The sequence below is a fragment of the Shewanella sp. BC20 genome, assembly GCF_003129585.1.
Lineage (GTDB): Bacteria > Pseudomonadota > Gammaproteobacteria > Enterobacterales > Shewanellaceae > Shewanella > Shewanella seohaensis.
In genome coordinates this window covers 38,576-52,764 of record NZ_NHRI01000019.1, presented here as the reverse complement: position 1 = coordinate 52,764, position 14,189 = coordinate 38,576, and the positions used below count along the sequence as shown (strand labels likewise).

General features: G+C 48.0%; 12 protein-coding genes and 4 tRNA genes. 6 read left to right on the top strand and 10 right to left on the bottom strand.

Going from position 1 to position 14,189, the window contains the following annotated elements; translation table 11 throughout:
* Nucleotides 1-7 precede the first annotated feature (7 nt).
* The 9 genes from CBX96_RS17540 to orn form a co-directional block, all read right to left on the bottom strand.
* Nucleotides 8-1,399, bottom strand: coding sequence for an N-acetylmuramoyl-L-alanine amidase (locus tag CBX96_RS17540; protein ID WP_086904172.1), 1,392 nt, complete (start codon nt 1,397-1,399; stop codon nt 8-10).
* Between the two features lie 8 nt (nt 1,400-1,407).
* Nucleotides 1,408-1,866, bottom strand: coding sequence for a tRNA (adenosine(37)-N6)-threonylcarbamoyltransferase complex ATPase subunit type 1 TsaE (gene tsaE, locus CBX96_RS17535; protein ID WP_011621395.1), 459 nt, complete (start codon nt 1,864-1,866; stop codon nt 1,408-1,410).
* A 79-nt stretch (nt 1,867-1,945) separates the two neighbouring features.
* On the bottom strand, nt 1,946-3,445 hold the full coding sequence (locus CBX96_RS17530) for an NAD(P)H-hydrate dehydratase (protein WP_109287558.1): 1,500 nt from the start codon (nt 3,443-3,445) through the stop codon (nt 1,946-1,948).
* A gap of 244 nt (nt 3,446-3,689) precedes the next feature.
* Entirely contained in the window at nt 3,690-4,145 is a 456-nt protein-coding gene (locus tag CBX96_RS17525; protein WP_011621393.1) for a hypothetical protein, read from the bottom strand.
* Between the two features lie 440 nt (nt 4,146-4,585).
* Nucleotides 4,586-4,661: transfer RNA gene (locus CBX96_RS17520), tRNA-Gly, on the bottom strand.
* Between the two features lie 44 nt (nt 4,662-4,705).
* Nucleotides 4,706-4,781: transfer RNA gene (locus CBX96_RS17515), tRNA-Gly, on the bottom strand.
* A gap of 32 nt (nt 4,782-4,813) precedes the next feature.
* Nucleotides 4,814-4,889: transfer RNA gene (locus CBX96_RS17510), tRNA-Gly, on the bottom strand.
* Between the two features lie 44 nt (nt 4,890-4,933).
* Nucleotides 4,934-5,009: transfer RNA gene (locus CBX96_RS17505), tRNA-Gly, on the bottom strand.
* 198 nt (nt 5,010-5,207) lie between these two features.
* Nucleotides 5,208-5,753 carry an oligoribonuclease gene (gene orn, locus CBX96_RS17500; protein ID WP_086902935.1) on the bottom strand — a complete coding sequence of 182 codons (546 nt, stop codon included), beginning with the start codon at nt 5,751-5,753 and terminating at the stop codon, nt 5,208-5,210.
* A gap of 112 nt (nt 5,754-5,865) precedes the next feature.
* On the opposite strand from orn, the gene rsgA reads away from it, so the two are divergent.
* The 5 genes from rsgA (at nt 5,866) to CBX96_RS17475 (ending at nt 12,798) form a co-directional block, all read left to right on the top strand.
* The gene (rsgA, locus tag CBX96_RS17495) at nt 5,866-6,930 is read left to right on the top strand and encodes a small ribosomal subunit biogenesis GTPase RsgA (protein WP_089068525.1); all 1,065 of its coding nucleotides are present in this window, start codon (nt 5,866-5,868) and stop codon (nt 6,928-6,930) included.
* 80 nt (nt 6,931-7,010) lie between these two features.
* Nucleotides 7,011-7,889: an archaetidylserine decarboxylase gene (gene asd, locus CBX96_RS17490; protein WP_011627258.1), complete on the top strand. Its 879-nt coding sequence runs from the start codon at nt 7,011-7,013 to the stop codon at nt 7,887-7,889.
* Nucleotides 7,890-7,903: 14 nt separating this feature from the next.
* A complete protein-coding gene (locus CBX96_RS17485; RefSeq protein ID WP_109287557.1) occupies nt 7,904-8,788 on the top strand; it encodes a DMT family transporter in 885 nt (294 codons plus the stop codon).
* Between the two features lie 68 nt (nt 8,789-8,856).
* The gene (locus CBX96_RS17480) at nt 8,857-12,060 is read left to right on the top strand and encodes a mechanosensitive ion channel domain-containing protein (RefSeq protein WP_109287556.1); all 3,204 of its coding nucleotides are present in this window, start codon (nt 8,857-8,859) and stop codon (nt 12,058-12,060) included.
* Nucleotides 12,061-12,075: 15 nt separating this feature from the next.
* On the top strand, nt 12,076-12,798 hold the full coding sequence (locus tag CBX96_RS17475) for a glycerophosphodiester phosphodiesterase (RefSeq protein WP_109287555.1): 723 nt from the start codon (nt 12,076-12,078) through the stop codon (nt 12,796-12,798).
* 23 nt (nt 12,799-12,821) lie between these two features.
* Here the strand turns inward: CBX96_RS17475 and CBX96_RS17470 are convergent, their stop codons facing one another.
* On the bottom strand, nt 12,822-13,157 hold the full coding sequence (locus CBX96_RS17470; RefSeq protein WP_011621386.1) for a DUF3392 domain-containing protein: 336 nt from the start codon (nt 13,155-13,157) through the stop codon (nt 12,822-12,824).
* A gap of 90 nt (nt 13,158-13,247) precedes the next feature.
* On the opposite strand from CBX96_RS17470, the gene CBX96_RS17465 reads away from it, so the two are divergent.
* A complete protein-coding gene (locus tag CBX96_RS17465; RefSeq protein WP_109287554.1) occupies nt 13,248-14,180 on the top strand; it encodes a D-2-hydroxyacid dehydrogenase in 933 nt (310 codons plus the stop codon).
* The last annotated feature ends 9 nt before the right edge of the window (nt 14,181-14,189 follow it).

The window sequence follows — 14,189 nt, the reverse complement described above, 5'->3', positions numbered from 1 at the left end:
CATCCTATTAACTCTCAGGAATGACGAGTGTTTGCCCGAGTTGTACCACATCCGTCTTCATGCCATTGGCGCGCTTAATGCTTGCCATAGGCACTTGATAACGCTGAGCAATCGCCGAAAGTGACTCGCCGCGGCTCACCTTGTGTTTAATATTTCCCGAGGATGATTTCGCGCTCGTGCTGGCCGTTGTGCCACCGCTATTACGCTTCGCGAGCAAGGTGTCTGCTGGCGGGTTATTGTGGAAATAACGGCTAACGCCCTTATGGATAGCGGTTGCGATACTTTCCTGATGGCGACTGCTATTAAGTAACCGTTCTTCCTTCGGATTCGAGATAAATCCTGTCTCCACCAGAATGGAGGGAATATCGGGGGATTTTAATACCGCAAGACTCGCAGACTCAGGGCGACTCTTATGCAGCTCAGTTACAGAACCGAGATCCTTCAAAATATCCCCAGCAACAGAGTGACCTATGGCCATCGAACTGTTCATGGACATGTCGAGCAGAGTCATTGCAAGATACTGTTCGTTATCGGTATTTTGGATAATTTCCCCTGCACCACCCAAGAGTTCTGAGTGTTTCTCTTTTTGCTCTAACCAACGACCAATTTCACTGTTCGCACGGCGCATCGACAACACCCACACTGACGCTCCCTTTGGCTGGGGCGAGGTAAAGGCATCGGCGTGGATAGAAATCAGTAAATCGGCCTTACTGTTACGGGCGAGCTCGGAGCGCTTGTTCAAATTCACAAAGTAATCGCCGGTACGGATCATCACGGCGCGCATACCCGGCGTGTCGTTAATCTTACTGGCCACTCTTTTTGCTATTTCCAGTGCGACTTTTTTCTCGTAAACACCTGAAGGCCCAATAGAACCAGGATCATCACCACCATGACCCGCATCAATGGCCACCACAATATCACGGGACGATTGCGCCGATTGAGTAACCGTTTTAACGGGAGTTGAACTCACCACAGCTGTCGCCGTGGTTAAGGTTTTATCCTCGAGATCGACCACCAGACGATTACCATAGGGCGCCGTCACAGGTAGAGAAAACAGGTTAGCATTTAATGGCTTAACTAGATCGATCACCAAACGTAAATCACCTTTAGTGGGTGATTTGCTGACGCGAACCCCTTTAACCAATTTACTGTTGTTATCGATATTTTTCAGGCTCAGTTTTGTCGAAGCCTTTTTCAGATCGACCACTAAACGATTGGGCCCATCGAGGGAAAAATAAGTGTAATTAGGCGCTTCGCTCAAATCGAACACCACCCGGGTCGACTCGGGAGCAGCCCAAATACGCACGCCCTCAAGCTGGTTAGCCGCGTGGGCTGCTACAGCAAAAAAAGCGCACAGAAAAAAAGTAATAGTTTGAAAGTAATGCTTATTTTTAGTCATCTTTGTTTTTATTTTATTGCGGCTAATAGCTTTTTACCTGATTCTGTTAAGGCTCGAATTTGGATTTCACGTCCTTGGTTAACATAATTTAAATGCAGGTGTATATCGGCATCGGGCAAGAGTCCATGACCTTTGTCGGGCCATTCCACAATGCACAGGCTGCTATCGGTAAAGTAATCACGGATCCCCATGAACTCGAGTTCTTCAGGATCGTTTAAACGATACAAATCAAAATGATAAACTTCGACACCATCTAGCTCATAAGGTTCAACTAAAGTGTAGGTCGGGCTCTTTACCGCTCCTTTATGCCCTAATCCTTGGATTAAACCGCGGCTCAGAGTGGTTTTCCCCGCCCCTAAATCCCCCGTCAAATACAGAGTCAAAGGCGCTTGAATATGGCGGGCCAGTTTTTGCCCAACCGCAATAGTCTCGTCTTCGTTATTTAATTGAAAGGTTAACTCTGTCATTTCCGCTTTTATCACTGCTGTTATGGATGGAGGAGGCAACTTAAGCACGGGAATGTCCTGTTCTTAAGTTTTACAGCGCCTAGAGTAAATCACTATTTACTAATTGGCGAATAAAAGGCATCAAATCGCTGGCTAACATGCCCCGCTCACCCTGCACTGCAGCCAAATCGGCCGCGCAGCCATGAACGACAACCCCAACAACGGTCGCCTGCATGTTATCCATTCCTTGAGCCATAAGTGCGCCTATAATACCAGATAACACATCGCCGCACCCACCACTCGCAAGCCCAGGATTACCAACAGGTGCCACGACCATCTGTTTTCCATCAAAAATGACAGTGCCCGCGCCTTTGAGCAGCACCACGCCACCATATTTTTGCTGCAGAGCACGCACGGCAGCAAATCTATCCTGCTCAATGTCGGCGACACTGCATCCCAAGAGCCGCGCAGCTTCCCCAGGATGAGGCGTGAGTACCCAGTTAGTTTGCCTGCGCGGTTCTTGACTGAGCAGATTCAGAGCATCGGCATCGAGCACACAGGGTTTATCGCTTAAGCCCGCGGCTTTAAACAAGTTATAACCCCAGTCGTGTTTTCCTAAACCGGGGCCAAGTACCACCACCTGTGCCCAACCTAGGCGCAGATAGACTTCCATATCGACCAGTTCACAGCCCCAAAACATCAATTCGGGGCGCGAGACGTTTACTGTCAGTTGATGCTCTGGCCTGCTGATCACAGTCACCAATCCGGCGCCCGCACGTAAACAGGCTTCACTGGCGAGGCGAATGGCTCCAGCCATACCAAAATCACCACCGATCAGCGTTACCTTACCCGATTGCCCCTTGTGGCTGTCCCGTGCTCTTGCGGCAAAATGGCTTTTTAACATTTCACCGCCGACTCGCGTTGCACTCTCTGCATCGAAAAATGGCGTTAATCCCAGATCGGCAAAGGCTAAATGGCCGCAGTGGTGTCTCGCCTTACTGGTCAAAAGCCCCTGTTTTAAACCGCCAAAGCACAGAGTCACATCCGCCATCACGGCGACCTGAGCGACAACGCCAGTATCGGCAACGATCCCCGAGGGCAGATCTAAACTCAGCACCCAAGCCTCACTCTGATTGATGGCATGGATCAGTGCTGCAATATCCTCACGCACGGCGCCCTTAACTCCCGTGCCCAGTAAACCATCGATAATGACTGGTGCCTGTTGTATCGCTTCGATATTTGGGGCATCGATAACACCGCCCTTGGTTAGATAGGCAGAAAGTGCCTGCTCGAATTCAGCTGTGCCTTGGGTCTTGAGTAAGTACACCTTGACCTGATGCCCTGCTTCTAAGACTAGGCGCGCGCAAACTAGCGCATCGGCACCATTATTGCCGCTGCCCGCCAATACCAGTAAAGGCATTCCTTCAAGCTGAGGATGCCGTTCACTCTGCTGAGTAAAGCACTCAAATGCCGCTCGACCAGCACGTTCAACTAATTGATATAAAGTGGTTTCCCCTTCTGAAACAGCGAGCAATTCAGCGGCTCTCACCTGCTGCTGCGTATAAAGCGCCGTGGGTAAACTCGATAAATCTTGTGCCATAGAGGATCTCCTGCGCGACAAATAATCAAAAGGACAGCTCACCTAACACACCCTGTGATTGGTGAGAACCAAGCATTACAAGGTCAAATCAACCAATGAGATCAAGAAAGTAGCAAAAACCGCCCCCAAAAATTATGACGTAAATCAGTTGCCATGCAAAAAGCGTCCAAAGTGAAAAATACTCATCCGGTAAAGACAACAAAGCCAGCATTACGCTGGCTTTGAAAGGTCATTCTGAATCGAATTAGATATCGTCCATCCGAATTGTGCTATGCACCAAACGTTGCTGCTGAGTTTTCTCTACTCGAATCAGGCCCTCTAATGCGGTGCGCGCATCCTCGGCAGTAGTTGAGTTAACGGTTTTTTCCAATAAGCCGATCAGTCGATTTTCTAAATCGAGGTGCAGATTAAGCACATCATCTTCGGTCATATTGGCGGGTAACATAGTGTCTTGGCAGCGCTTAGTAAAGTCTTCAAATACAAAGTCTTTATACCAAGTATCTAATACTCTAACGGGCGCCTCATCCATATAATCACGCAATTTTTCAGCCACATGTTTTTGATGAGACTCAAAATACTCCAGCATCATCTTCACGCGGGCAGAATCGGCCTGATTGTTCAGTCGGCCATAGAGTTGCGCCATATCTAAGCGGCAGTTCGCCACATACTCAAGTAAATCACGTAATTGTTGAATACGCATACAATGCACTCCAGTGTTAAGCCAACTACTTGGCGCTATTAACTTTGTCTGGATTCATTATGTAAGTAAAAGCGTTACGAATATTTGAACAAGGTCATAATTTAACTTTCGCAACGCCATCTAATTTAGGAAATCTTGAAGAAACAAGGCGCAGATCACGCATTAACCTTGCTGTTTTATTTTTTACAAAATAGAAAACATCATCAACTACAGCCGCAGAGCAGGCAAATCCTGCCTGCTCTTAACCGCATTAGCATTAAAAATAACCGCGAAAACAAAGATTAATAAATTAAAGTGATGAAAGTGCTAAAAAAGTGCTTGGAACAATCAAGAACGGAACAAACATGCCAAGCATACAAAAGAGCAAAGTAGCACTACGTAAGTTGTGATATATAAGTTTGAAATGGAGAAGATTTTATGGGGAGGCTTACAAGAAAAATTGGAGCGACATATCGGGTTCGAACCGATGACCTATACCTTGGCAAGGTATCGCTCTACCAACTGAGCTAATGTCGCATAATTCTGTATTTAATGACTTGGTGAATCACTAAATTTTTATTTGGAGCGACATATCGGGTTCGAACCGATGACCTATACCTTGGCAAGGTATCGCTCTACCAACTGAGCTAATGTCGCATTTACATTTTAAGACTGTAACCGTCTGAAATTGGAGCGACATATCGGGTTCGAACCGATGACCTATACCTTGGCAAGGTATCGCTCTACCAACTGAGCTAATGTCGCATAATTCTGTATTTAATGACTTGGTGAATCACTAAATTTGTATTTGGAGCGACATATCGGGTTCGAACCGATGACCTATACCTTGGCAAGGTATCGCTCTACCAACTGAGCTAATGTCGCCTTTTGTACCGCTGCCACATTTGCCTTCAACATTCATAAAGGTATCGTCTCCTAACCTTTATCAACTGAGCTAATGTCGCAATCACTTAAATCACTTATATGAGCAGCGCTTCGTGTCCGCATCAAAAAGTTGAGGCCGCATTATATGAAAAATTTATGCGGCTGCAACCCCTTCTTGCAGATTTATCTGCTGATCGGTCAAATTTTAAATACTTTGCTGCGGTAATACTGTAATTCCGCGATCGACTCTTGGATATCTTGCAGCGCTTGGTGGGTATTTTGCTTTTTGAAACCCGCCATGGTTTCAGGACTCCAACGCTTCACTAACTCTTTTACCGTGCTCACATCGAGATTGCGATAATGGAAGTAGTCCTCCAGTTCACGCATATAACGATTTAAGAAACGACGGTCCTGGCCCACGCTGTTACCACACATAGGTGAGGCGCCCTTAGGTACATATTGCTCTAAAAATGCGATGGTTTGTGCAACGGCCTGTGCTTCATTCACTTGGCTAGCACGCACTCTATCGATCAGACCCGATTCACCGTGGTGTTTTTGGTTCCAATCATCCATGGCCGCCAGCACATCATCCGATTGATGAATAGCAATCACAGGCCCCTGACCGATAATATTGAGTTCTTGGTCTGTTACTAAGGTAGCAATTTCAATGACTCTATCGACATCGGGTTCTAACCCTGTCATTTCGAGATCGATCCAAATGAGATTATTCGCGTCCGCCGCCATAATTCAGCCTTATCATGTCAGTTAGCCTAAATTCAGGCTTTTTTATTCAAGAGCGTGTATCATACTGCTTTTTTCAGACACAAAAAATCATCTAATTGACGAAGACAAATCAGTGAGTAAAAAGAAACCCCTAAGCCAAGGCCAATTACGCCGTATGCGCGCCAATCACGAGAAACGCCTCAATCGTGACAATGGTGATAAAAATGCGCCTGAGTTACAGGATAGCTCACTCGGCCCAGAACAGAGCGGAACCGTGATCTCCCGCTTTGGCCAACATGCCGATATTGAAACCGAAGATGGCCAAATCGTGCGCTGCAATATTCGCCGCACCATTAAAAGCTTAGTCACCGGCGATAAAGTGATTGTACGCCTCGCCATTGAAACCCAAGCCAACAGTGGCATTGCCGGAATTGTAGAAGCAGTACACCCAAGACGCTCTTCCCTCTCGCGTCCCGACTTATACGATGGCGTGAAAATTATCGCCTCGAATATCGACCAAATTTTGATTGTGTCGTCCGTGCTGCCTAGCTTTACCACCCAGATTATCGACCGCTACTTAGTGGCAGCCGAAGACACGGATATTCCGCCGATCATCATTTTGAATAAAATTGATCTGCTAACGCCAGAAGAAGCCCCCGCCATCGAAGCCGCCTTAAAGCGTTACGAAGATATCGGTTATCCCGTGTATAAGGTCAGCAGTAAATTAGGCGAGGGTTTAGATACCATTAAAGCCCTGCTGAAAGATAAGGTGAGCGTATTTGCTGGCCAGTCCGGTGTAGGCAAATCTTCACTGGTCAATGCCTTACTGCCCGAAGCCGAATTATTGGTAGGCGATGTCTCCGACAACTCGGGGCTGGGTCAACACACGACCACCACGGCTAAATTGCTGCATTTACCCAGCGGTGGTGATTTAATCGATTCCCCCGGTGTGCGCGAATTTGCCCTCTGGCACTTACCCGCCCAACGTGTCGGTTGGTGTTTTATCGAATTTAGAGACTTTTTAGGTGGCTGCAAATTCCGCGATTGTAAGCATGGCGATGACCCAGGTTGTGCCTTAAAAGCCGCTGTCGATGCGGGTAAAATTAGCGAAGATCGCTTTAATAACTACCATCGTATTATCGCAAGCCTTGATGAGCAGCGCCACGCACGGCATTTTCGCGCCCAAAGCGATGAATAACTAACGCCATCGCCTCGCATAAAATTAACGTAAAACAAGTCTCAACCTAAGTTGAGCAACATAAAGGAAAGGAACATAAATTGGATAAAGTTAAAATTGCGCTGCAGTACATGCTGCCAAAGCACCTGTTATCTCGCTTAGTCGGTAAACTTGCCGCTTCCGAAGCTGGCGCATTAACGACTGCCGCGATTAAATGGTTTATCAAGCAATATAAAATCGATATGAGCGAAGCGGCTCAGAGCGAACCCGAAGCCTATAAAAGCTTCAACGACTTTTTTACCCGCGCACTAAAGCCAGGTATTCGCCCAATTAATACTGCGGCCAATATCATGGTGCATCCCGTTGATGGCGCCGTCAGCCAACTTGGCCCCATCAAGGATGGCCGTATTTTCCAAGCTAAAGGCCATCACTATTCTTCACTCACTTTGCTGGGCGACCAAGCCGAAGATGCCAAACGCTTCGAAGGTGGCGATTTTGCGACGATTTATCTGGCTCCCAAGGATTATCACCGCATCCACATGCCGATTAAGGGCACACTGTCGAAAATGACCTATGTACCGGGCGAGTTGTTTTCCGTTAATCCCTTAACGGCGCGCCATGTGCCAGGCCTGTTTGCTCGCAACGAACGTGTTGTGGCGATTTTTGAAACCGAGCTTGGCCCGCTAGCTATGGTATTAGTGGGTGCGACCATTGTGGCCAGTATCGAAACCGTGTGGGCAGGCACTATTACGCCGCCAACAGGTAAGCAAGTGTTCACATGGGAATATCCAACAGTAGGTCCAGACGCCATTACCTTAGATAAAGGTGAAGAAATGGGTCGCTTCAAGCTTGGCAGTACCGTCGTCATGCTGTTTGCTAAAGATGCTATCGACACCTTCGCCGAAGGCGTTGAGCCTGAAGCAGTAACTCGTATGGGTCAAGCCTTTGCTAATCTGAAAAATCAGGCGTCAGCCGACTAACTACGGCGACCCAATTGAGCCAGACCAGTAAACCTTCGGGATTAATCGAATTACATTTAGCTGTGCTGATGTTTGGCGGCACAGCTTTGTTTTCAAAGTTAATTCCCTTAAGCGCACTCGATATCACCTTCTTACGGTGTGTGGTCGCGGCCTTGGTGTTGGCATTACTCATCAAATTCCGCGGTAAATATTTAAGCCTTGCCAGCAAACAGGATTATCTGGTCGCTATCGGCTTAGGCGTGGTAGTCAGCTTGCACTGGGTCACCTACTTTGCCGCGATGCAACTCTCATCGGTCGCCATAGGTATGATTGCCTTCTTCACCTATCCGGTGATGACAGTCATTGCCGAGCCGTTATTAACAGGCAATAAAATCAAGCTGATGGACATTATCAGCGGTGTTTTAGTGCTGATAGGCGTGGTGCTATTGATCCCCGAAGCTAATCTTGGCAACGATACAACCCTAGGGATTGCGGTCGGGATTGTCTCGGCGATGCTATTTACCGCCCGTAACTTACTGCAAAAGCGCTATTTTTCCCAATATAGTGGCCCCCATGCCATGTTTTATCAGACCTTAGTGGCGGCAGTTTTTCTTATGCCTTGGCATCAAACCGAGTTACGGACTATCTCCCTCGAGACCTGGGGCCTGATAGTGCTGCTCGGAGTGGTGTTTACCGCCGCGCCCCATGCCTTATTCACCTCGGCATTACGCCAATTAAGCGCTAAAACCGTGGGGTTAGTCTCCTGCCTACAACCCTTCTACGGAGCCATGTTGGCATTAGTGATCTTAGGCGAAGCGTTGAATCTCAATACTCTGATAGGCGGAACCATCATAGTCGCCACCGCCATCTTCGAAACCCATCAATCGCACCAGTCACAACGGCGAAAAAAGAACGTCTGAAACATACCAATCTTGGCCCAATTTGGCTAAGATGAGTGCGTCTTTCGCCCCTAATTGCTTTTGCTTATATGCCACGTATTTTATTGTTCGTTATTGCTTTTTTGTCTTTTTCTCTCCATGCCAATTCGCCCTTGCAATTGGACAAGCGCCTTGGTCTAAACAACCAAAATCAGCAACAAAATATTAGCATTGACGATCAAATTGCAGAGCTTAAAAACAACATCGACAGACTGGCGGCGAATGCGAGCAGTTTTCAGCAGGCGCAGCTGGATTTTGAAGAAAACAAAAAGGTCATCGACCACGGCTTAAAAGAAGCCGCCAAGCCCTTAAAGCTGGATAAAGCCACAGATCTTAACCAGCAAGCCTCGATGGCTTATTTACGACTGTCGGAATTAAAAGAGAGCGAAACCGCTCTTGGCAGCCAAGTTAGCGAACTCTTACAGCGCCATAATTTGCTGCCCTCCGTCATCGCCAACGCAAGACAAAATGTGCTGCAAAATAAGAAAACCGACTTGGCCCCACTGGATACGCCAACGGGCGAGCTACAGCAAACCCAGCGGATTTTCTTCGAGCAAAGCCTCGCCACCAATGAGGCCGAGCTGGCCAGCAGCCAAAAGCGTATCGAACTCACCCAGCTGCAGTTACAGTTGGTTCGCCAACAGTTGAGCCAACAGGAAGCCTTTATTGAAACCATCAATAAGGCGATGAATAAACAGCGTCAACAACAAACCGATGCAACCCTGGCGAAGAATTTAGTGGATACCGCCAAGGTTGTGGATCCAGTGACCCGTAATATTGCCGATACCAATCAGATCTACGGCCAAAAACTGCAAACCTTAACCTTGCAAATCAATAACGTGGTTGAGCAGCAAGAACAGGCCGAGCTGCAATATCAATCCCAAGCCAAGCAACTCGCAAATATCCAAGAGCAAATCACTTGGGTCAAAATGAACTCCGCGTTTGGCGAGCGTTTTTTGCAGATGCTGCAATCTCTGCCTAAGCCGCCAAACCATGAGAAGCTACAAACGCTGATCGCCGATGCTCGCCTCGATAGGTACCACCTCGAGCAACAACAGGCACTTAACGAGCAAGAGTTAGAGCAAACCAACCTCTACAACGAGGGACAGATTAAACTGCTGCGCTCACAGCAAGTGCTACTAACGCAGCTGATGCAGAGTTACGATCAATATTTAAGTGAACTCGGCAAACTTAAAGTAAATTATCAGCAACTTAGCCAGCAACATCTTATATTAAAGAATACCCTCAACGAGCATCTGTTTTGGGTCCCGAATGCTGCGAGCATTAACAAGCTTTGGCTCACTGACGTTCAACGCAGCGCTTTGTGGTTAGTACAAGAGGCGCAGTGGGGACAATTGAGTAAAGCCTGGCAGGAGCAAAATGACTATTGGTCATGGTGGATCATTCTGTTAGTGCTCTGTTTAGTGATCCAAGATTTAATAAAACCTAAATTCAATCGGTTGCTGGGTCACTATGCCACTTATGTTGGCAACGTGACTCAGGATAAATTTATCTACACCTTCAAATCCTTAGTCCTGAGCCTTGGTTATGCCCTGATCAAACCGCTCCCCATAGTGGCGGCGGGATGGATTTTCTATCAATCCGAACGCAACTTTGTGCAGGCCGTCGGCATGGGGATTTTAGCGATAGGATTAGTTTACCTATTGTATCGATTGATATTTATCCTCGCCCTCGACAAAGGGGTCTTGGTTGGCCACTTTAAGCGGCCCTCAAAACTGATTCAGGCAGGCCAGCTCAGACTTAAACACTTTGTGTTTATCGCCAGCCCCCTGCTCGGCATTATGGGTTTTACCGAAATACTCGATGCCTCACTTATCCGCAATAGCATTGGCCGTGGCGCATTTATCTGTTTTTGCGTGGTGTTATTCTTGTTATACAAGGATATCTTGGTGCTAAGCCGCCAAAATAGCGACACTCAAAAGGATGGCAAAAACAAACGACTGCTGCAAAAAATGCTCTGGGCGCTATTGATCTCTGTGCCCCTGCTCAGTGCCGGGCTCGCCTTCAGGGGTTACTACTTCACCGCCTTCCAAATGCTGTTGCAGTTACAGCTATCCATCGTATTGGGATTAAGTTTCTTACTGCTTTATCAATTAATTAAGCGTTGGATGCTGATCGAGCGCCGCCGTATTGCCTTCGATCGCGCCAAGGCCAAACGTGCTGAACGGTTAGCGCAGCGGGAAAAGGGCGAGACTCACCATGTTTCTAGCGATGGCCTAGATACCTACGAAGAGCCAGTCGTCGACCTCGAAACCATTTCGAGTCAGTCACTCGGCTTAGTGCGCTCCCTATTGCTATTGGCGTTTTTTGCGAGCTTGATTGGCCTGTGGACGCAAACTCATACGGCGCTATTTTCCTTCTTGGATGGCATCACCCTCTGGACGACAAATACCAGCGTCAATGGTGTCGAGCAGCAGCTGCCTATCACCATGAAATCGCTGTTATTGGGCTTAGTTATTGTTGGCTTCTCACTGATGATTGCGACCAATTTACCCGGTCTGCTCGAGCTGATGATCCTACAACGGCTCGACCTGACACCCGGCACCGGCTTTGCCATCACCACGGTAAGCCGTTATTTAGTGGTGTTTTTAGGCCTGCTGATTGGTTTTTCGAATCTAGGGATGGAATGGTCAAAACTGCAGTGGTTGATTGCCGCCTTGTCATTGGGTCTAGGTTTTGGTTTGCAGGAGATTTTTGCCAACTTTATCTCGGGCCTGATTATCCTGTTTGAAAAGCCAGTGCGGATTGGCGATACGGTGACGATCCGCGATCTGACGGGAACCGTGAGTAAAATCCAGATCCGCGCCACCACCATTATCGACTGGGACAGAAAGGAAATTATCATTCCTAACAAGGCCTTTATTACCGAGCAATTGATTAACTGGTCACTATCAGACCCCATCACGCGGGTAATAGTGCATGTGTCGGTTGCCCGCGACTCCGATCCGGCCAAAGTCGAGGCGACCCTGTATCAAGCGGTGCAGGAATGCGAAGATGCGCTGCCGAATCCAGAGCCTGAAGTCTGGTTTGCAGGCTTTGGCAAACATACCCAAGATTACGAAGTTCGTGCCTATGCAAAAGAGATGTCGGCCCGTTGGCCGCTACGCCACGATCTGCATAAACGCATCACCCGTAAACTGAAAGAAAACAACTTAGAACTCGCCTATCCGCAAATGGAAATCCATCTTAAAAATGGCCAGAATCGCGATCAGGTCGGCATAATCCGCAGTTAATAGGACGAAAATCAGATGCTTATTTTTGCTCACCGTGGTGCCAGCGGTTATGTGGCGGAAAATACCTTAGCCGCCATGGCCAAAGCCATAGAGTTAGGTGCCACAGCCATTGAGCTGGATGTGCATAATGTCGAAGGGGAGTTAGTGGTATTTCACGACCGCAGACTCGACAGTAAGAGCTCGGGCCAAGGTATCATCCATTTAGTTAACAAAGAGTATTTGGGCAAGGTCACAGTCAAAGGTGAGCCTATTCCCACACTCTGGCAAGTGCTAGAACTGGTTGCTGGCCGCGCCACAATCAACATCGAACTAAAAGGGGTAAATACGGTAGCGCCGCTACTCGATCTTTATCCTAAGGCGATTGCCGAGCTGGGATTCAGCGCCGAGCAATTGCTGATCTCATCCTTCAATCATCCCTATTTAAAGCAAGTCAAACAGGCGTTGCCACAGGCATTAGTGGCCCCCTTGCTTGCCAGTATTCCCCTCGATGGTGCGGCGGTGGTGAGCGAGTTAGCCGCCTATTCCCTGCATTTAGACGTGAGTTTTATCAGCAAGTCCCTAGTGGATGACGCCCACCAGAGGGGCGCTAAGGTGTATGTTTACACTGTCGATCATGGTGATGATATCCATGCCCTTAAGCAGTTAGGGGTCGATGGTATCTTTAGCAATTACCCCGACCGTGCCATGCAGGCGCTGTTACAACCCAGCAATACGGATTATTGCGGCTACTTCGAATAACCCCATGGCGTGGATTTAGCGGCTTAGGCTTGGCTATTTCGCTGCGCCCAATAACCGATAAAAATGAACATGGCGACGATCAGCAAAAACATCCAATGGGATGGCATAGCAACGATTTGCCTTGCCACCCAAGGCGTAGCTTTAACGATCAGCAGCCCATAGCCAAAGGCATTAACAATAATAAAAACAAAGGTTCGCAGGATAAACGAATGCCCAAGTAAATGCCGTCTGAGGATACGATTCACATCGGCTGAAAACACTAAAATCAAACACACAACCATGGCCGTGGCGATATCGAAGGACCAAGGGCGAAGCATATTTCCTAAATGGCCAATAATGGCGACTAACTGATCAAACATAATCACTCAACCTAAAATGACGCTGCAAAATCAAAACAACTACAGCAGCGTATTGAAAAATAACGACAACCAAGCATAAAGGGAGACGACATGGGGCACAAGTTACTCTTACTGACCAAGGCGAATGAGCAGTATCGCCAGCTCATTGAGGCGCAGCAGTTACCAGGGCTTGAGTTGCTCGATGATAATCCCGCAAATATTGCACAGGCCAATATTTGGCTTGCCGAACCTAAGCTTGCCGCACCGCTGGTGCCCCATGCCAAACAGCTAAAATGGCTGCAATCCAGTTTTGCAGGCATTGATGCCCTGATGGGCCCAAGAGCAAGGAAGGATTATCAACTCACTAACATTAAAGGCATTTTCGGCCCCTTAATGAGTGAGTATTTGTTTGGTTATCTACTTGCCCACGTGCGAGGACACCAGTTCTACCAAGCGCAGCAGCGGCAAAAATCTTGGCAAGTGCAAAGTACCACGCGCAGCAGCTTGCAAAGGATGCGATTATTGCTATTAGGCACAGGTTCTATCGCCCAGCATGTGGCCAAGACAGCTAAGCACTTTGGCATGCATGTTACTGGAATAAACCGCAGCGGCCGTGAAGTCGAAGGCTTTGATGCGATCCAGCCGCTCTCGCAGCTCGGGCAATGCTTAAGCCAAAGCGATGTGGTAACCAATTTACTGCCCAGCACCCCAGAGACACGTTTGCTGCTAAATGCAGACATGCTCGCCACGCTCAAAGCCGATGCCATTTTAATGAATGTGGGCCGTGGTGACGTGCTCGACCTCGATGCCCTCAATACCCAGTTGATTGCGCGTCCTGAACAGCATGCCGTTCTCGATGTGTTCACGCAGGAGCCACTCCCTGCGAGTCATCCTATTTGGGAAAGACCCAACGCCATCATCACGCCCCATATCTCGGCGCCGAGTCATCCTGAACAAATCGTGCGTATTTTTAGCGACAACTATCGCCGCTATATTGCAGCCGAGCCACTGCAAAATCAGGTCAATTTTACTCAGGGTTATTAATTTAGGGGC

Coding starts and splice junctions, on each gene's coding strand:
- CBX96_RS17540 (WP_086904172.1), bottom strand. CDS start 1,399: ATGACTAAAAATAAGCATTACTTTCAAACTATTACTTTTTTTCTGTGC.
- tsaE (WP_011621395.1), bottom strand. CDS start 1,866: ATGACAGAGTTAACCTTTCAATTAAATAACGAAGACGAGACTATTGCG.
- CBX96_RS17530 (WP_109287558.1), bottom strand. CDS start 3,445: ATGGCACAAGATTTATCGAGTTTACCCACGGCGCTTTATACGCAGCAG.
- CBX96_RS17525 (WP_011621393.1), bottom strand. CDS start 4,145: ATGCGTATTCAACAATTACGTGATTTACTTGAGTATGTGGCGAACTGC.
- orn (WP_086902935.1), bottom strand. CDS start 5,753: ATGGCGGCGGACGCGAATAATCTCATTTGGATCGATCTCGAAATGACA.
- CBX96_RS17480 (WP_109287556.1), top strand. CDS start 8,857: ATGCCACGTATTTTATTGTTCGTTATTGCTTTTTTGTCTTTTTCTCTC.
- CBX96_RS17475 (WP_109287555.1), top strand. CDS start 12,076: ATGCTTATTTTTGCTCACCGTGGTGCCAGCGGTTATGTGGCGGAAAAT.
- CBX96_RS17470 (WP_011621386.1), bottom strand. CDS start 13,157: ATGTTTGATCAGTTAGTCGCCATTATTGGCCATTTAGGAAATATGCTT.
- CBX96_RS17465 (WP_109287554.1), top strand. CDS start 13,248: ATGGGGCACAAGTTACTCTTACTGACCAAGGCGAATGAGCAGTATCGC.